This is a genomic window from Streptomyces sp. GC420, assembly GCF_009916105.1.
Classification (GTDB): Bacteria; Actinomycetota; Actinomycetes; order Streptomycetales; family Streptomycetaceae; genus Streptomyces.
The window spans coordinates 1-19,101 of the sequence record NZ_JAAAXQ010000129.1 but is presented as its reverse complement, the minus strand read 5'-3'; the positions used below and the strand labels follow the sequence as shown (position 1 = coordinate 19,101).

General features: G+C 70.1%; 11 protein-coding genes, 1 tRNA gene and 1 rRNA gene. 1 reads left to right on the top strand and 12 read right to left on the bottom strand.

Going from position 1 to position 19,101, the window contains the following annotated elements; all coding sequences use genetic code 11:
* Positions 1 to 194: 194 nt before the first annotated feature.
* From GUY61_RS17830 to GUY61_RS17790, 9 genes are all read right to left on the bottom strand, one after another.
* Positions 195 to 668, bottom strand: coding sequence for a Dps family protein (locus GUY61_RS17830; RefSeq protein WP_166631171.1), 474 nt, complete (start codon positions 666 to 668; stop codon positions 195 to 197).
* Positions 669 to 843: 175 nt separating this feature from the next.
* On the bottom strand, positions 844 to 1,227 hold the full coding sequence (locus GUY61_RS17825; RefSeq protein WP_166631170.1) for a helix-turn-helix domain-containing protein: 384 nt from the start codon (positions 1,225 to 1,227) through the stop codon (positions 844 to 846).
* A 109-nt stretch (positions 1,228 to 1,336) separates the two neighbouring features.
* A complete protein-coding gene (locus tag GUY61_RS17820) occupies positions 1,337 to 1,921 on the bottom strand; it encodes a CinA family protein (protein WP_166631169.1) in 585 nt (194 codons plus the stop codon).
* Positions 1,921 to 2,841: a CDP-diacylglycerol--glycerol-3-phosphate 3-phosphatidyltransferase gene (gene pgsA, locus GUY61_RS17815; protein WP_166631168.1), complete on the bottom strand. Its 921-nt coding sequence runs from the start codon at positions 2,839 to 2,841 to the stop codon at positions 1,921 to 1,923. The genes GUY61_RS17820 and pgsA overlap by 1 nt, the downstream gene beginning before the upstream one ends.
* Complete coding sequence (gene rimO, locus GUY61_RS17810; RefSeq protein ID WP_166631167.1) at positions 2,838 to 4,313, bottom strand: 30S ribosomal protein S12 methylthiotransferase RimO; 1,476 nt, start codon at positions 4,311 to 4,313, stop codon at positions 2,838 to 2,840. The genes pgsA and rimO overlap by 4 nt, the downstream gene beginning before the upstream one ends.
* A 171-nt stretch (positions 4,314 to 4,484) precedes the next feature.
* A complete protein-coding gene (locus tag GUY61_RS17805; RefSeq protein WP_166631166.1) occupies positions 4,485 to 5,336 on the bottom strand; it encodes a helix-turn-helix domain-containing protein in 852 nt (283 codons plus the stop codon).
* Between the two features lie 258 nt (positions 5,337 to 5,594).
* Positions 5,595 to 8,372 (bottom strand): DNA translocase FtsK, encoded by a 2,778-nt coding sequence (locus GUY61_RS17800; protein ID WP_166631165.1) that lies wholly within the window; start codon positions 8,370 to 8,372, stop codon positions 5,595 to 5,597.
* 204 nt (positions 8,373 to 8,576) lie between these two features.
* Entirely contained in the window at positions 8,577 to 9,254 is a 678-nt protein-coding gene (locus GUY61_RS17795) for a two-component system response regulator (RefSeq protein WP_166631164.1), read from the bottom strand.
* A 294-nt stretch (positions 9,255 to 9,548) separates the two neighbouring features.
* Positions 9,549 to 15,044: a HAMP domain-containing protein gene (locus GUY61_RS17790; RefSeq protein WP_313896717.1), complete on the bottom strand. Its 5,496-nt coding sequence runs from the start codon at positions 15,042 to 15,044 to the stop codon at positions 9,549 to 9,551.
* Between the two features lie 290 nt (positions 15,045 to 15,334).
* Here GUY61_RS17790 and GUY61_RS17785 point away from each other — a divergent pair, with 290 nt between their 5' ends.
* A complete protein-coding gene (locus GUY61_RS17785; protein WP_166631162.1) occupies positions 15,335 to 17,959 on the top strand; it encodes a SpoIIE family protein phosphatase in 2,625 nt (874 codons plus the stop codon).
* A 75-nt stretch (positions 17,960 to 18,034) separates the two neighbouring features.
* On the opposite strand, the gene GUY61_RS17780 is transcribed toward GUY61_RS17785, so the two are convergent.
* From GUY61_RS17780 to rrf, 3 genes are all read right to left on the bottom strand, one after another.
* Positions 18,035 to 18,110: transfer RNA gene (locus tag GUY61_RS17780), tRNA-Thr, on the bottom strand.
* 77 nt (positions 18,111 to 18,187) lie between these two features.
* Positions 18,188 to 18,880, bottom strand: coding sequence for a DegT/DnrJ/EryC1/StrS family aminotransferase (locus GUY61_RS17775; RefSeq protein ID WP_208106124.1), 693 nt, complete (start codon positions 18,878 to 18,880; stop codon positions 18,188 to 18,190).
* Between the two features lie 97 nt (positions 18,881 to 18,977).
* Positions 18,978 to 19,094 (bottom strand): 5S ribosomal RNA (gene rrf, locus GUY61_RS17770).
* Between the last annotated feature and the right edge of the window lie 7 nt (positions 19,095 to 19,101).

The following is a 19,101-nucleotide window of genomic DNA, read 5'->3' as shown; positions in this document are numbered from 1 at the left end:
CTCAGGGCCCGCCCGCGGCCGCCACGCAGACGCCCGCCGAAGCCCAGGACCTCACGCACGGCCACGGCTGCCTCCTCCGGCCGACGCTAGCCGTCCGGGGCCACCGGGCGGGAGAGCGCACCGACGGCATCCCCGGCGCGCGGCGCCGGAGTCCGCGCCCCGCGCGGGGCCGGAACCCACCCCGCGTCCTGCGCTCAGACGCTCTCGGACTCGGCCTGGAACATCCAGGCATGCTTCTCGAGGTCGGCGGTCAGCCCGATCAGCAAGTCCTGGGTGACGGGGTCGGGCTCGTCGGTGGCGGCGATCCGCTCCCTCATCCGCCCGATCACCGCGCCCAGGGCGTCCACCATGAGCCGTACCGCCTCGGCGTCCTTGATCCAGCCTTCCTGGACCGAGCCGATGGCGCTGCCGCCCGCCACCGTGGCGGACCGCCCGTCCGGCGAGACCCCGATCGCGGAGGCCCGCTCGGCCACCGTGTCGGTGTGCGTACGGGCGCTGGCGACGACTTCGTCGAGCTGGAGGTGGATGGAGCGGAAGCGCGGGCCTATGACGTTCCAGTGCACCTGCTTGGCCACGAGCGAGAGGTCCACGAGGTCCACGAGCGCACCCTGCAGGGCCTCGCCGACGGTCGCCCGGTCCTTGTCTCCGAGAGGGCTCTTCACAGCCATGACATTCCTCTCATTCGGCATGATCAGCGGCTCATCGTGACACTTCTCTCTACGATGGCACAGAAAGTCACAGACCGGTCACCCGTGGGGAAACGTCGAGGCCCCGACCGCACTGCGGCCGGGGCCTCGACAGACACATGAGCGACGCCGCTCTCCCGCCGGATGGCAGGCAGGGTCAGGCGGCGACGACGTCCACTGCCTCCGCGGGCGCCTTGATGGTGACGCGCTCGGCCGGTACGCCGGTCACCGAGGTGACGGAGACCGTGTTGAGCATTGGACGCACCGGTGCGGGGACCGGCTCGCTCGCAGCGGCCGACTGTGCCAGCTCGGCGAGCGCGAGTTCGTCGCTCACTTCCCGCATCAGCTCGGACATCCGTACGTCAAGCGCGTCGCAAATCGCTGAGAGCAGCTCGGAGGAGGCCTCCTTCTGCCCCCGCTCCACCTCTGAGAGATAGCCGAGCGAGACTCGGGCGGACGAGGAGACTTCGCGCAGAGTACGGCCCTGGCGCTGGCGCTGCCGACGCAGCACGTCACCAAGCAGGCGACGGAGCAGAATCATCGGTGGCTCCCTCCTCGGACCGCGTAGCCGCATCCTTCTCGCACCACCGTACCGCCTCGGGCTGCGGCCGTGCGGGGAGCGATGTCGTGTTCACTCAGGGCTGCAAACATCAAATCCCCCCGTTCTGTTCCGTATCCTGTGCCCGCGCATTCGCGATCAGTTCTCCGGTCGGTTCCTTGGTCAATACCCCGGAGAGCAGCGCGAGCACCCTCCGCACACTCTCCATACGGATTTCCGCCCGGTCGCCATTCAACCGCAGTGGGACGACGTTTCCGCTTCCCGACGGCCCCGCGGCCGCCACGAAGACCGTTCCGACCGGCTGTCCGTCCTGCGGATCGGGCCCGGCGACCCCCGTCGTCGCAAGACCCCAGTCCGCTCCGAGCGCCGTGCGCACCCCTGCCGCCATCTGGCGCGCGACCTCGGCGTCCACCGCTCCGCGCGCCGCCAGCAGGCCGCCGTCCACCCCGAGCAGCCGCTCCTTGAGGGGCGTGGCGTACGCCGTCACGGAGCCCCGGAATGCCTTCGAGGCACCGGGCACGGAGGTGAGCTCCGCGGCCACCAGACCGCCGGTGAGGGACTCGGCCACGGCGAGCGTCTGCCCGCGCTCCGTGAGCAGCCCGAGCACACGGGCGGCCAGGTCCCGCACGCCGGGACCCGGCGTCCCCGGGTCCCGCTCCACGGTCCCCGGGTCCATCAGCCGCGCTCCCGGCGTGCCGATTCCTGGGCGGCCGGCTCCGCGCCGGCTGCCGGTTCCGCCGAGGCCTGCGCCCGTACGGCAGGCTCGGGAACGGCCGGCTCACCGGCGACCGGCGCGTGGGCAACGGGCTCCGACGCGGCGGAGTCCGCCGCGAGGCTCCCGGACGCGCCGGGCTCGCTCGCGACGCTCTCGGACGCGACAGGCTCCGCCGCGAGCGCCCGTCCCGCCTCCCGGACGGCCGTCTCCTGGGCGGATGCCTCCCTGGCCGCCGCGCGTTCGGCCGCGAGCCCGTTCCGGCGCAGGACCACGGCCTGCCGCACGTAGTCGAGGCCGGTCACCACGGTGAGCACCACCGCGACGGCCATGACCCAGAAGCGCAGGGTGGCCAGCGGCCCGGTCAGTGCCAGCACGTACATGCCGACCGCGATGCCCTGCGCCAGCGTCTTCATCTTGCCGCCGCGGCTGGCGGGGATGACCGCGTGTCTGATGACCCAGAAGCGCATCAGCGTGATGCCGAGTTCCCGGAAGAGGATCACGCCCGTCACCCACCAGGGCAGATCCCCGAGGGCCGACAGACAGACCAGCGCGGCGCCCATGATCGCTTTGTCCGCTATCGGGTCGGCGATCTTCCCGAAGTTGGTGACCAGGTTGTACATCCGCGCGAGGTGACCGTCGAACAGGTCGGTGATCATGGCGATCGCGAAGGCGGCCCAGGCCAGTGACCTCCAGGCCGGGTCGTAACCGCCGCCCTGCAGCATCAGCACCACGAAGCCGGGCACGAGGAGCAGGCGCACCATCGTGAGGATGTTGGCGATGTTCCACAGGGCCGGAGCGGGGCGCGCCGGGGTGCCCAGCTTGCCGCCGGGCGCCGGCGCCGCGCCGGTGCCGCCCGCGGCGGAGGCCGGGACTCCCGTCATCTGCTCGCCTCCTCGGTGTGTCCGTTCGTCTCCGACGGCAGCGGCTCCGCGACGAGGTCCACGCCCTCCGTACCGACCACCTTCGCCTCGACGATACGGCCGATCCGCAGTCCCTCGCCGCTGCCGAGCAGCACTTGACCGTCCGTCTCGGGTGCCTGATGCGCCGCGCGGCCCACGGCCCCCTCCTCGTCGTCCAGGGACTCCACGAGAACGTGCACGGTCTCGCCGAGCCGTTCCTCCGCGCGCTGGGTGGTCAGCTCCTCCGCCAGGCGCGAGATGTGCGCGAGCCGGTCCGCGACCACGTCCTCGTCGACCTTGCCGGGGTACGTCGCCGCCTCCGTTCCCTCCTCGTCGGAGTATCCGAAGACACCGATCGCGTCGAGGCGCGCGGCGGTCAGGAACCGCTCCAGCTCGGCGAGGTCGGCCTCCGTCTCGCCGGGGAAGCCCACGATGAAGTTGGACCGCACACCGGCCTGGGGTGCCTTGCCGCGAATGGTCTCCAGGAGTCCGAGGAAGCGGTCGGTGTCACCGAAACGCCGCATGGCGCGCAGGACGTCCGGCGCGGAGTGCTGGAAGGACAAGTCGAAGTAGGGCGCGACCTTGTCGGTGCCCGTCAGGACGTCGATCAGGTCGGGGCGCATCTCGGCGGGCTGCAGATAGCTGACCCGGATCCGCTCGATGCCGTCGACGGCCGCCAGTTCCGGCAGCAGGGTGTCCAGCAGCCTGATGTCGCCGAGGTCCTTGCCGTACGAGGTGTTGTTCTCGGAGACCAGCATGATCTCCTTGACGCCCTGCTCGGCCAGCCAGCGCGTCTCACCGAGGACATCGCTCGGGCGGCGCGAGATGAAGGAGCCGCGGAAGGACGGGATGGCGCAGAAGGAGCACCGCCGGTCGCAGCCCGAGGCGAGTTTCACGGAGGCCACCGGCGAGGAGCCCAGCCGCTGCCGCAGCGGGGCACGCGGTCCGGAGGACGGGGCGACACCCTCGGGGAGGTCGGCGGGGCCGTGCCCGGGCAGGGCGACGCCGGCACTGGCGGTCTGCCGGTCGGCGGGGCTGATCGGCAGCAGTCTGCGCCGGTCGCGGGGGGTGTGGGAGGCGTGGATGCCGCCGCTCAGGATGGTCTGGAGGCGGTCGGAGATGTCGTTGTAGTCGTCGAAGCCGAGTACGCCGTCGGCCTCGGGGAGGGCCTCGGCAAGTTCCTTGCCGTACCGCTCCGCCATGCAGCCGACCGCGACCACCGCCTGGGTGCGGCCGTGCTCCTTGAGGTCATTGGCCTCGAGGAGGGCGTCCACGGAGTCCTTCTTGGCGGCCTCGACGAAGCCGCAGGTGTTGACGACGGCGACGTCGGCTTCCGCGGCGTTCTCGACGAGTTGCCAGCCGTCCGCCGCAAGGCGTCCCGCCAGTTCCTCCGAGTCCACCTCATTACGGGCGCAGCCAAGCGTGACAAGGGCGACGGTACGGCGTTGGGGCATGGCTCAAGCCTACTTTGTCCAGGCCCGCCCCTTCGCCCTCAGGGTGTACGGCCGTCATCGTCCGTTGCACCGCGGGGCGGCCTGCGGGCCGTCCGCCCCGTTGCCGTCCGGTGGCGCCCCGCCGGGCCGGCGGCCGGGTCCCGGCCCGGGCACCCCGGGCCGGGACGGCGGTCAGCCGGCCTCGGGGTCGCCCGTGGTGTAGGAGAGCCGCTCGACCTGCCCGGGCTGGAACTCGTCCTCGATCTCCTTGCCGTTCACGAAGAGCTGGATCGCGCCCGCGTTGCCCAGCACCAGGTCGATCTGCTGCTTGTCGGTGAAGGTCTTCGAGGCGCCCTGCTCGAGCAGACCGTCGAACAGCAGCCGGCCGTTGTGGTCCTTGGCGGAGATCCAGCTCTTACCGTCGGCCGCCGTCAGCTTCACCGTGACCTTGTCGAGCGGGGCGGCCGCGATGGCGCTGTCGGAGGGCTCCGGGTCCCGGTCTCCGGCCTCGTCGGGGTCGGCGGGGGCGCTGGTTGAGGGCTTCGGGGAGACGGACGCCTCGGCCTCCGTCGTCTTCTTGGCCGGGTCGTCGCCGCCGAAGGCGGTGAAGCCGACGAAGCCCACGACGGCGACGATCGCGGCGACCATCGCGGCGGTCCAGTTGGGCCGGCCTCGTTCGGGCCTGATCCGTTCCGCCTCGAACAGGGGCGCGGCGGGGGTCGGCGCGGGCCGCCCGCCGTGCTCGGCATCGAACTGCGCGACCAGGTCCGCCGGATCCAGTCCCACGGCCTGGGCGAGCATCCTGATGTGTCCGCGGGCGTACACATCGCCGCCGCAGCGCGAGAAGTCGTCCTGCTCGATCGCCTGGACGATGGGCACGCGCACGCGTGTGGTGGCACTGACCTCGTCGATGGTCAGTCCGGCCGCGATACGGGCCTGCTGGAGGGCTCGACCGACCGAGGGACGGTCCTGGAAGAGGTCATCGGCCGGAGCGAGGTCTTCGGCCGAAGGGCGGTCGTCTTCGGGGGAGTTGCCGATGGACACGGGGGCGCCTTTCGAGCGTGTAGCCACCTGCTGGATGTTCAGTCTAGGGGTGGTACGAAAGGGTGGGGCAAGCGGGAGGCGGGAGTTTGTCCGCCATCGGGATTGCCCGTGGGACGTCGTTCTGGACCGCTGCCGGGCAGTGGACCACGGACCGCATGGCGGTCCATGGTCGGCTACCCGCCCAACGGCTTCTTCAACTTGACGTATCGCCAGAGGAAACGGTTGCCCGCTGATCTGCCTTTGATCCTTACGAGTGAGTCACGAATCGGACTCGCCACGGATCACGGCGAGCACTCCGTCCAGTTCGTCCGGTTTGATCAGCACGTCGCGGGCCTTCGAACCTTCGCTCGGGCCCACGATGTTCCGCGACTCCATCAGGTCCATGAGCCGGCCCGCCTTGGCGAAGCCCACCCGCAGCTTGCGCTGGAGCATCGAGGTCGAACCGAACTGCGTGGAGACCACCAGCTCCGCGGCCTGGCACAGCAGGTCCAGGTCGTCGCCGATGTCCTCGTCGATCTCCTTCTTCTGCTTCGCGCCGACCGCGACGTCGTCCCGGAACACCGGCGCCATCTGATCCTTGCAGTGGCGGACGACCGCCGCCACCTCTTCCTCGGTCACGAAAGCGCCCTGAAGGCGGACCGGCTTGTTGGCCCCCATCGGCAGGAACAGTCCGTCGCCCTTGCCGATCAGCTTCTCGGCGCCCGGCTGGTCGAGAATGACCCGGCTGTCGGCGAGCGACGAGGTGGCGAAGGCCAGCCTCGAGGGAACGTTCGCCTTGATCAGTCCGGTGACGACGTCGACGGACGGACGCTGGGTGGCGAGCACCAGATGGATGCCGGCGGCGCGCGCGAGCTGCGTGATGCGGACGATGGCGTCCTCCACGTCACGCGGCGCGACCATCATCAGGTCCGCGAGCTCGTCGACGATCACCAGCAGGTACGGGTAGGGCGAGAGCTCCCGCTCGCTGCCCTCCGGCGCCTTGAGCCTGCCCGTCCGCACGGCGTGGTTGAAGTCGTCGATATGGCGGAAGCCGTAGGCCGCCAGGTCGTCGTAGCGCAGGTCCATCTCCCGCACGACCCACTGCAGCGCCTCGGCGGCCCGCTTGGGGTTGGTGATGATCGGGGTGATCAGGTGCGGGATGCCCTCGTACGCGGTGAGCTCCACCCGCTTGGGGTCGACCAGCACCATCCGTACGTCCTCCGGGGACGCCCGCATCATGATCGAGGTGATCAGGCAGTTGATGCAGGACGACTTTCCCGAGCCGGTGGCGCCCGCGACGAGGACGTGCGGCATCTTGGCGAGGTTGGCCATCTCGTAGCCGCCCTCGACGTTCTTGCCGAGCCCCACGAGCATCGGGTGATCGTCCTCGGCGGCGGCCGCCAGCCGGAGCACGTCGCCCAGGTTGACCATCTCCCGGTCCGTGTTCGGGATCTCGATGCCGACCGCGGACTTCCCGGGGATCGGGCTGATGATCCGCACGTCGGGACTGGCCACGGCGTATGCGATGTTCTTGGTCAGCGCCGTGATCCGCTCGACCTTCACGGCCGGTCCGAGCTCGACCTCGTAGCGGGTGACCGTCGGCCCCCGGGTGAACCCGGTGACCGCCGCGTCGACCTTGAACTCCGTGAAGACGTTCATCAGCGAGGCGACGACCGCGTCGTTGGCGGCGCTGCGGGTCTTGCCGGGGCCGCCGCGCTCCAGCAGGTCGAGGGAGGGCAGCGCGTAGGTGATGTCGCCGGACAGCTGGAGCTGCTCGGCGCGTGGCGGCAGCGGCCGGCCCTCCGTCTCGGGCGGCGCCTTGGTCAGGTCGGGTACGGAGGACGAGGGACCCGTCTCGTCCCGGGCGGGCGGCACCGGCACCGGCACCGGCACCGGCGGGGACGCGGCAACGGCCTCCGCACGGTCTGCCGCGGAGACGCCGTGGGTGATCTCGGCGAGGAGCGGGGAGGGGGGCATGCCGTGCATGACGGCCCCGTCCAGGGCGGCGGCGGCCGCCGCGGCGATGTCCACCGCCTCCCGGGAGCGCTCGGCCCCGGGCTGGGCGGACGCCCTGCGCGTGCGGCGGCGCCTGCTCAGCGCCTCCTCCTCGGCCTGGTCCGGGCCGTCGTCCGCCGGCGCGTCGGAGCGGCGGGGACGCCTGGCGCGGGCGGGCAGCGCATCGCGCCACTGCTCGTCGTAGCGCGCGTCGTCCTCCGTCTCCCTCTCTTCCGCGGCCGGCGCGGTCTCGAGGACCCCGAGCCGGGCCCCGAGAGCCCGCAGCCGGCGCGGGATCGCGTTGACGGGGGTGGCGGTCACGACGAGCAGTCCGAAGACGGTGAGCAGCAGCAGAAGAGGCCAGGCGAGCACCGAGCCCATGGCGAACACCAGCGGGCGGGAGACGGCCCAGCCGATGAGGCCGCCCGCGTCCTGGATGGCTTCGTGGCCCTCGCCGCGGCCCGGGGTACCGCAGGCGACATGGACCAGCCCGAGCACACCGATGACGAGGGCCGAGAGCCCGATGACGATCCGGCCGTTGGCGTCCTTCTGCTCGGGATGCCGGATCAGCCGCACCGCGACGACACCCAGCAGGATCGGGACGAGCAGGTCGAGGCGCCCGAATGTGCCGGTGACGAGGATCCCGACGAGGTCTCCCACGGGGCCGCGCAGGTTCGACCAGGTGCCTGCGGCGACGATCAGTGCGAGGCCGAGCAGCAGCAGGGCCAGCCCGTCCTTGCGGTGCGCAGGGTCCAGACCTTTGGCACCGCGCCCTATGCCGCGGAACAGGGCGCCGACGGCGTGTGCGAGGCCGAGCCAGAGGGCACGGACGAGGCGGTAGACGCCGTTGGTCGGGCTGGGAGCGGGCTTGGGTGCCGCCTTGGCCGCGGGCTTCCTGGCAGCGGCCTTCCTGGCGGGTGCCCGCTTCGCCGCCGCCTTCTTCGCCGGAGCCTTCTTGACGGGCGCCGCGGCCTTCTTCGCGGCACCTGCGGTACGGCCTGCGCGCGGCTTGGCGGAGCCCGCTGCTCCTGTCGAACCCTTGCCGGACGTACGTGAGGCCATGAGGGTGAGGTTACCGGTGACGACGCCAGTGAACACGCGTGCCCACTGCTTCACCCGTTCGTGTCGCGGATACGCGACCGGAAAGGTGACGCACCTTCAACGGGTGCCTGGCGGGCACTCACCCGGCCCTACGGGTGCCCGGTTCTTCCGCCCGGTTCCGACGCCGGGATTCCCCGTGCGGCACCGGTCACTGCCGGGGCCCGGTCAGTTCGGCGAGGACATCGGGGACGCCGGGCCTCCGGTGCCCGGCTCCAGCGCGTCCAACGCCCTCCTCAGCCCGGTGAGTTTGCGTTCCAGATGGGCGGCGGTGGCGACCGCGGCAGCGTCCGCCGAATCGTCGTCGAGCTGCTTGGAGAGTGCCTCGGCCTGCTCCTCGACGGCCGCGAGCCGCGCGGAGAGCTCGGCGAGCAGGCCCGCCGACTCCTTCCCGACGCCTGGTCGGTCGCCGCCCTCCAACTGCAGACGCAGCAGGGCTGCTTGCTCCCGCAACTGGCAGTTCTTCATGTAGAGCTCGACGAAGACCGAGACTTTCGCGCGCAGCACCCAGGGGTCGAAGGGCTTCGAGATGTAGTCCACGGCGCCCGCGGCATAGCCGCGGAAGGTGTGGTGCGGGCCGTGGTTGATGGCGGTGAGGAAGATGATCGGGATGTCCCGCGTCCGCTCCCTGCGCTTGATGTGCGCCGCCGTCTCGAAGCCGTCCATGCCCGGCATCTGGACGTCGAGCAGAATCACCGCGAAATCATCGGTCAGCAGTGCTTTGAGCGCTTCCTCCCCTGACGATGCCCGCACCAGTGTCTGATCGAGCGCAGAGAGGATGGCCTCCAGCGCCAGCAGATTCTCCGGCCGGTCATCGACCAGGAGGATCTTGGCCTTCTGCACCATGCCTCGTCCTCCTCGCCCCGGCTTCGGGTCTCCCCGGCTCAGCGAGCCGGGGGACGAACCGGGGGCCGCCCCAGGGGACGACTCCCTAACGCCGCCCGTCCTTGTGCCGGTCATCGTAGCCGCACCCCGCCTGTCACCACACCCTGTCACCGTGATGTCACTGTGCATGCAGCAGAAACGCAGCCGGGGACCAGAAGGTTCCCCGGTCACCACGTTTCCACACACCGCCGGGCAAGGTCAGTCAACGGACCCCGACATATTCACCCACCGGCCGGTCACCCCCTGATTTCCGGCTCATGACTTCTCACGCATCCACCGGTCCATGACGGCCAGCAGATGATCGGGGTCGACCGGTTTGGTCACGTAGTCGGAGGCTCCGGAGTCGATGGCCTTCTCCCGGTCACCCTTCATCGCCTTGGCGGTCAGCGCGATGATCGGCAGCCCGGCGAACTGCGGCATCCTGCGGATCGCCGTCGTCGTGGCGTAACCATCCATTTCGGGCATCATGATGTCCATCAGAACGACGGTCACATCGTCGTGCTGCTCCAGCACCTCGATTCCCTCGCGGCCGTTCTCCGCGTACAGCACCGACAGCCCGTGCTGCTCCAGCACACTGGTCAGGGCGAACACATTGCGGATGTCGTCGTCGACGATGAGTACCTTCTCACCGTTGAACTCGACCCGCCCCGGCTGGCCCGACGCCCCCTCGCCAATGCCCGGCGAGGCCCACGGCTCCTGGGCCGCCGCGCCGAGGCCCCGCCGCGCCGAAGTCAGCACCGACCGGTTCTCGCTCGCCGCCCTGCGCCGCCGCCGCGCCAGTCCCGCGGCCTGCCCGTCTGCGGAGTGCACCGCGTGCAGCGCCACCTGCTCGGCCGGCGCCTCCGCGGCGGGGAGGCCGTCTCCCTCGACGCCCTGCGCGGGGTTCGCGAACTCGGGAGCCGCTCCCGGCGCGAGCTGCGGGTAGCCCTGGGGGGGCAACTCACTCGGGTGAAGCGGCAGATACAGCGTGAACGTCGAACCGCGGCCCGGCTCGCTCGCCGCGTGGATCTCGCCGCCCAGCAACCGCGCGATCTCCCTGGAGATGGACAGCCCCAGGCCCGTACCGCCGTACTTCCTGCTGGTCGTGCCGTCGGCCTGTTTGAACGCCTCGAAGATGACCCGCATCTTGCTCGCCGCGATGCCGATACCGGTGTCGGTCACCGAGAAGGCGATCAGATCGGCGTCCGCCTCCCGCAGCGACCCCGCCTCCAGCAACTGCTCGCGGATCGCGGAGGGAACGTCCGACCTGGCCGGCCTGATGACGAGCTCCACCGCCCCGCTGTCGGTGAACTTCACCGCGTTGGACAGCAGGTTGCGCAGCACCTGCAGCAGCCGCTGCTCGTCGGTGTGCAGCGTCGCCGGCAGCTCCGGTGAGACCCGCACCGAGAAGTCGAGCCCCTTCTCCGCGGTGAGCGGCCGGAACGTCGCCTCGACGTAGTCCACCAGCTGCACCAGCGCGATCCTGGTCGGGCTCACGTCCATCTTGCCCGCCTCGACCTTCGACAGGTCGAGGATGTCGTTGATGAGCTGGAGCAGGTCCGAGCCTGCCCCGTGGATGGTCTCGGCGAACTCCACCTGCTTCGGCGAGAGATTGCCCTCGGCGTTGTCGGCGAGCAGCTTGGCGAGGATCAGCAGCGAGTTGAGCGGCGTACGCAGCTCGTGCGACATGTTCGCCAGGAACTCGGACTTGTAACGCATGGAGACCGCGAGCTGTTCCGCGCGCTCCTCCAGGACCTGCCGCGCCTCCTCGATCTCGGTGTTCTTCACCTCGATGTCCCGGTTCTGCCGGGCCAGCAGCTCGGCCTTCTCCTCCAGTTCCGCGTTGGAGGCCTCCAGCGCCCGCTGCCGGTTCTCCAGCTCGTCGGAGCGCTCGCGCAGCTGCTCGGTGAGTTCCTGGGACTGCTTCAGCAGCACCTCGGTCTTGGTGTTGACGCTGATCGTGTTGACCGACGTCGCGATCATCTCCGCGATCTGGCTGAGGAAGTCCTTCTGGATCTGGGTGAACGGCTGGAACGACGCCAGTTCGATCACGCCGAGGACCCGTCCCTCGAACAGCACCGGCAGCACGATGACATGGGCCGGCGGCGCCTCGCCCAGACCGGACGAGATCTTCAGGTAGCCCGGCGGCACGTTCTCCACCAGGATCGTGCGCTTCTCCTTGGCGGCGGTGCCGATGAGCGTCTCACCGGGACGGAACGTCGTGGGCATGGTGCCCTTCGAGTATCCGTAGCCCCCCAGCATCCTCAGCTCGTACGACGTGCCGTCCTTGGCGCCGACGTCCTGGCTGCCGTCGGTGGGCATGGCCAGGAAGAACGCGCCGTGCTGCGCCGACACCGCCGGTGACAGCTCGCTCATGATGAGCTTGGCGACGTCCTCCAGGTCGCGCCGGCCCTGCATCAGACCGGAGATACGGGCCAGATTGCCCTTCAGCCAGTCCTGCTCCTCGTTGGCGAGGGTGGTGTCCCGCAGGTTGGCGATCATCGTGTTGATGTTGTCCTGCAGATCCTGGATCTCGCCCGAGGCGTCCACGTTGATCTTCAGGGTGAGATCGCCGCGCGTCACCGCGGTGGCGACACGGGCGATGGCACGCACCTGACGGGTCAGGTTCCCGGCCATCTCGTTCACGGACTCGGTCAGGTCGCGCCACGTGCCGTCGGCGTCCCTGACCCGCGCCTGGCCGCCCAGCTGCCCCTCGGTGCCCACCTCACGGGCGACGCGGGTGACCTCCTCGGCGAACGATGACAGCTGGTCGACCATCGTGTTGATGGTCGTCTTCAGCTCCAGGATCTCGCCGCGCGCGTCAATGTCGATCTTCTTCGTCAGGTCACCGGTCGCGATGGCGGTGGTGACCATGGCGATCTGCCGCACCTGGCCGGTCAGGTTGGACGCCATCGAGTTCACCGACTCGGTGAGGTCCTTCCACGTACCGGAGACGCCCGGGACGCGGGCCTGGCCGCCCAGCCGCCCGTCGGTGCCCACCTCACGGGCCACACGCGTGACCTCGTCGGCGAACGAGGACAGCGTCGTCACCATGGAGTTGACGGTGTCGGCGAGCAGGGCCACCTCGCCGCGCGCCTCGACGGTGACCTTCTTGGTCAGGTCACCGTTGGCGACCGCCGCCGAGACCTGCGAGATGTTGCGCACCTGGCTGGTCAGGTTGGACGCCATCTGGTTGACGTTGTCGCTCAGGTCCTTCCAGATACCGGTGATGCCGGGCACCCGGGCCTGGCCGCCGAGGATGCCCTCGGTGCCCACCTCTCGGGCCACCCGGGTCACCTCGTCCGCGAAGTTCGACAGCTGGTCCACCATCGTGTTGACGGTGGTGACGAGTTCGAGGATCTCGCCCCGCGCGTCGACGGTGATCTTCCGCGACAGGTCGCCCTTGGCGACCGCCGTCGTGACGTCGGCGATGTTGCGGACCTGCATGGTCAGGTTGTTCGCCATCATGTTGACGGACTGCGTGAGGTCCTTCCAGGTGCCGGAGACGCCCTGCACCTCCGCCTGACCGCCGAGGATGCCCTCCGTACCGACCTCTCGGGCCACCCGCGTCACCTGGTCGGCGAACGAGGACAGCTGGTCCACCATCGTGTTGAGGGTGTTCTTCAGCTCCAGGATCTCTCCCCGGGCATCCACGTCGATCTTCTGCGACAGGTCACCGCGCGCGACCGCCGTCGCGACCTGCGCGATGTTGCGGACCTGAGCGGTCAGGTTGGACGCCATGCCGTTCACGGAGTCCGTCAGGTCGCGCCAGACGCCCGCGACGCCCGGCACCTGGGCCTGGCCGCCCAGCCGCCCGTCCGTGCCCACCTCGCGCGCCACCCGGGTCACCTGCTCGGCGAACGCGCTGAGCTGGTCGACCATCGTGTTGATGGTGTTCTTCAGCTCCAGGATCTCTCCCCGGGCGTCGACCTCGATCTTCTGCGACAGATCGCCACGGGCCACCGCCGTCGTCACCTGGGCGATCTGCCGTACCTGGGAAGTCAGGTTGCCCGCCATGAAGTTGACGGAGTCCGTGAGGTCCTTCCAGGTGCCGCTGACGCCGTCCACCCTGGCCTGACCGCCCAGCCGGCCCTCCGTACCGACGTCCCGCGCCATGCGCGTCACCTGGTCGGCGAAGGACGACAGCTGGTCCACCATCCGGTTCACGGTGTTCTTCAGCTGGAGCATCTCGCCGGACACGTCGACGGTGACCTTCTGCGACAGGTCACCGTTGGCCACGGCCGTCGTCACCTGCGCGATGTTGCGCACCTGTCCGGTGAGGTTCCGGAACGCCGTGTTGACGGAGTCCGTCAGGTCCTTCCACGTCCCCGCGGCACCGGGCACCTGGGCCTGCCCGCCGAGCTCACCCTCCACACCGATCTCACGGGCCACACGCGTCACTTCGAGGCTGAAGGACTGCAGCTGGTCCACCATCGAGTTGACGGTGTTCTTCAGCTCCAGCATCTCCCCGGCCACGTCCACGGTGACCTTCTGCGACAGGTCACCGCTCGCGACGGCCGTGGTGACCTGAGCGATGTCCCGCACCTGGGTGGTCAGGTTGCGGAAGACCGTGTTGACGGAGTCCGTCAGGTCCTTCCAGGTCCCCGCCGCGCCCGGCACGTTGGCCTGGCCGCCGAGCTGGCCCTCCACACCGACCTCACGGGCCACACGTGTCACTTCGTCCGCGAACGTCCGCAGCGTCTCGGTCATCTGGTTGATGGTCTCGGCGAGCTGGGCGACCTCGCCCCGCGCGTTCACCGTGACCTTCTGCGACAGATCGCCGTTCGCGACCGCCGTCGTCACCTGCGCGATCCCGCGCACCTGCATGGTCAGGTTCCCGGCCATGGTGTTGACGGAGTCCGTCAGGTCCTTCCACACACCCGCGACCCCGGGCACCGTGGCCTGCCCGCCGAGCTCGCCCTCCGTACCCACCTCACGGGCCACCCGCGTCACCTCGGAGGAGAACGAGGAAAGCTGGTCCACCATCGTGTTGACGGTGTTCTTCAGCTGCAGCATCTCCCCGGCCACGTGAACCGTGACCTTCCGGGACAGATCACCCTTGGCGACCGCCGTCGTGACCAGCGCGATGTCGCGCACCTGCGCGGTCAGCCGGTACGCCATGGTGTTGACGGAGTCCGTCAGGTCCTTCCAGGACCCCGACATCCCCCGCACCTTCGCCTGGCCGCCGAGCTTGCCCTCCGTGCCCACCTCGATGGCCACCCTGGTGACCTCGTCGGTGAACGTCGACAGCTGGTCCACCAGGCCGTTGACCGTCCTGCCGACCCTCAGGAACTCGCCGCGCAACTGGTGCACCGCACCGTCACCGCCGACCGTCCGCAGCTCCATGCGCTGCGACAGGTCACCCTCCGCGACGGCCGACAGCACCCGGCCGATCTCGTTCGCCGGCCGCACCAGGTCGTCGACGAGAGCGTTCGACGCCTCGATCGCCGCCGCCCAGGACCCCTCACAGGCCCCCGCGTCCAGCCGCTCGGTCAGCTTCCCCTCGCGCCCCACCATGCGGCGCACCCGGGAGAGCTCATTGGTCAGATGGAGGTTCCGGTCCGCGACCTCGTTGAAGACGGCCGCGATCTCGGCCATCACCCCGTCACCGGAGACCGTCAGGCGCTTGCGGAAGTTGCCGTCCCGCATGGTGACGAGGCCCGTGAGCAGCCGGTTCAGGGCTGCCGCATCCACCTCGACCGTCCCTTTCGTCCGGGAACGTCCGCCCTTCGCGCGCGCACTCCTGCTCCGCGTCGCTGTGCCAGACTCCACTCTGTCCCTCCCGCGGGGTCGAACGTTCTACCCGGGTCGTCTCTAAGAACCTTGCCCAGTGTTCCATCTCGCAGCACCGGGGCGACCGGCGTTCAAACCGTAACGGGCCCGCGACTGCCTCGTTTACCTCGGCGGGTCGCCTCCCCACATCTCCCAGGGGCATGCGGATGAACAACGATCCACTCTCCCCACTAGCCTGTATCCCTACGGAACGGACTGGAGAGTTCGTGCTCAAGCCAAGCATCGAAGGCTCGCCGAACGGGCACAGGACTCAGAGGGCACTGACACCGATGGGGAGACGTGTGATCACCGCACGGGCGACTGCCAGCTTCGAACCGGTCGGGCGCTCCGTCGCGACCGCGCGTGCGTTCGTCCGCGACACCCTCCAGGGCTGGGGCTTCCCCGACATCGTGGACGACGCCGTCGTCCTCACCAGCGAACTCGTCACCAACGCCGTGGTGCACGCCGGCACCAACGCCGACGTGCTCTGTCTTCGTACCGACGCCGGCGTACGCATCGAGGTCGCCGACCGCTACCCCGAGCGGGAGATCCCCCTCCAGACCTCCGCCCACGACTTCGGCAGCCTGGAGCGCGAGGGCGGCCGCGGCCTGCTCCTGTGCGGGGCCCTCGCCTCCCGCTGGGGCGTCGACTACACCCCGACCTCCAAGCAGGTCTGGTTCCAACTCGACCTGCCCGACCGTCCCGTCGGCACCCGCGCCGCGGGCCCCGCACTGCCGACCGAGATGCTGCCGCGCACCGACGGCCGGGTGCGCGTCGCCGTCGTCCAGATCGACCGCAGCGGCTGCGTCGCCTCCTGGAACGAGGACGCCGAGGATCTGTTCGGATACCCGGCGGAACAGGTCACCGGCAAGCCCCTCACCGACTTCGCGGCCTGGCCGCACACCCCGGGCACCGGCACCGGCATCGCCGAGGCGCTCCAGCTGTCCCGCTGGGAGGGCTCGTACGGGATACGGGACACCGACGGCCGTGTGGTCCCGGTGTACGCGTCCCACCTGCGGATGCGCGATGCCGACGGCGAGCCCTCCACGGTCTGCCTGCTCGTGCGCGACGACGAGCGCGCCGTCCTCCAGACGCCCCTGCGCGGCCCCGCCTCCGACCACTCCGAGAGCCGCACCACCGACCCCTTCGAGGTCTTCATCGGCTCCCCGCCTCCCGACGACCTCGACGGCCTGCTCCAGCGGACCGTCGAACGCGCCCGCGACATGCTCGACGCCGACTCCGCGTTCCTGCTCCTCGCCACCGACGACGAGACCGAACTCGAGGTACGCGCCTCCACCGGCCTGCCCTCCGCCCGCCAGCGCTTCGCCCGGGTCCCCGTGGAGGCGGGCACCGGCCGGTACGGCTCCGCCCGCATGCCCGCCGTCCACGAGGACCTCACGGCGGTCCCCGGGGCCGTGCCGCTGCTGAGCGGCACCGGCATGCGCTCCGTCGTCACCGTCCCGCTCAAGGTCGAGGGTCGCCTCACCGGCTCACTCGGCGTCGCGGCGGAAGCCCCCGGGCGCTACTCCAACGAGGAGGCGCTGCGCCTGCAGTTCGCCGCCGACCGCATCGCGCTCGCCGTCGAGTCCGCCCGCCTCGGCGAGCTGGAACGCCTGCGCCGCGGCTCCCTGTCCTTCCTCGTCGAGGCCTCGGACCTGCTCGCCGGAACCCTGGACCGCGACCAGACGCTGGCCCTCATGGCGCAGATGACCGTCCCGACGCTCGCCACCTGGTGCGCCGTCTACACCATCGCCGACCAGTCCTCCGACCCCGAACTCTCCTACGTGCTGCACGAGGACGAGGACCGCATCGACGGCCTCAAGGCCCTGCTCTCCCGCATCGACCCGCCGGACCCGGTTCCCACCCCCGGCGCCCGCACATGGTCGGCACCCAGCCGGGCCGCCCACGACGCGGCGCTGCGCACTTCCATGCGCAGCCTCGGCACGGCAGAGTCCTCACCCGTCTCCTCGGGCATCGGCACGACGCTGGCCACCGCCTCGGCCGTGGGCGGCGAGACCGTCGTGCTCCCCCTGGTCGCGCGGAACCGCGTCATCGGGATGCTCACCCTCGGCAAGCCCGCCGACGACCACTTCCGCCAGGAGATCCTCGAACTGGCCGAGGACCTGTCCCGCAGGGCCGCCCTGGCCCTCGACAACTCCCGCCTGTATTCAGAGCGCATGGCGATCAGCCAGTCGCTCCAGCGCAGCCTCCTGCCCCCGGAACTGCCGGTCGTCCCGGGCGTCGAGGTCGACGTCATCTACCGGGCGGCCGGCGAGGGCAACGAGGTCGGCGGCGACTTCTACGACCTGTTCCCGATCCGCGACGGCGCGTACGGCTTCGCCATCGGGGACGTCTGCGGCACCGGCCCGGAGGCCGCGGCAGTCACCGGCCTGGCCCGGCATGCCCTGCGCCTGCTCGCCCGTGAGGGCTTCGGCGGGCCTGCCGTCCTGGAGCGGCTCAACGCGGCGATCCTCGACGAAGGGGCCCGCAGCCGCTTCCTCACGCTTCTGTACGGCGAACTGTGGCCCCAGGCCGATGGCAGCGCCGTCCTCAAGGTCGTCTGCGCCGGCCACCCCCTGCCACTGCGCCTGCGCCAGGACGGCACGGTGGAGCCGGCCGCGGAACCTCAGCCGCTGCTCGGCGTGATGGAGGACCTCGAACTGTACGAGGAGCGGGTCGTCCTCGATCCGGGCGATGTCCTTCTCTGCGTCACCGACGGCGTCACGGAACGCCGCGAGGGCACCCGCATGCTCGGCGACGACGGCCTCGCCGAGGTCCTCACCACGTGCACGGGCCTGACCGCGGGCGCTGTGGCCGCCCGAGTCCTGCGCGCGGTCGAGCGGTTCGCCGCCGAGCCGGCGTCCGACGACATGGCCATCCTGGCGATGCGGGTACCTGAACCCCGGACGGACTGAGCAGGAAGCGAACCACGGATCCGGGAAAGCGAAAAGGCCCCCGCCACAAGGCGGGAGCCTCTTTCTCTGCTCTGGTGGAGCCCCCAAACGGAATCGAACCGTTGACCTTCTCCTTACCATGGAGACGCTCTGCCGACTGAGCTATAGGGGCCGGTTGCGCTTCCCGCGGTCTCCCGCGGAGCAACGGTGTAGATCATACCCCGTATCTCCGGGTGCTCCGAACCGGGCTCAGAAGGCTGCCTGCAACAGTCCGCCCAGCGTGTTGCACGCGGATATGAGCCGCTGGAGCTCCCGTCTCGACATCGATCCGTGCAGGGGCAGCGCCAGCGTCTCCTGGGCCGCGCGCTCGGTCTCGGGCAGGAACACGTCCCGCCGGAAGCCGGGCATGCGGTGCACGGGGACCTTCACCGGCACTCTGCACTCAACTCCCCTGGCTCTTATGGCCCGGGCGAACGCGTCGCGGTCGGGGCGCCCGTTTCCCGGCACCCTGACGACGTACTGCGCGTAGGTGTGCCCCTGGACAGCCACCGGCGTCTCGACCCCGCGCAGCCGGGCACTGAGATACGCCGCATTCACCCGCCGCTGTTCGAGCCCGCCGGCGAGCTCACCGGGGAACTCTTCCTGCGGCTCGTGCTCCTCGAGCACCAACAGCCCGTGTATGCGCCCCACTTCGTGCAACCGGGCCATGTCGGCGGGGTGCCCGAAGCGATGTACGGCGATGACGGCGGCGGTGCGCGCGGAGACCACCGCGTCCACGGCCGCGGCGTCCAGGCAGTAGCCGTCACGCTCGATGTCCGCGAACACCGGAAGCGCACCGGTCCTCATGACCGCCTCGGCCACCTCGGCGTTTCCGAAGGCGGACACGACCACCTCGTCGCCGGCTCCGACGCCGGCCGCTCTGAGCATCTCCGCTGTCCCCATGGCCGGATGCTCGCCGCGCAACGTGAACATGAAGTGACGGGGTACAAAAAAACGCTGGTCCCTGAACCGAAGTTCAGGGACCAGCGTCTGAATGATTGTTCGGCGGTGTCCTACTCTCCCACAGGGTCCCCCCTGCAGTACCATCGGCGCTGAAAGGCTTAGCTACCGGGTTCGGAATGTAACCGGGCGTTTCCCTAACGCTATGACCACCGAAACACTAT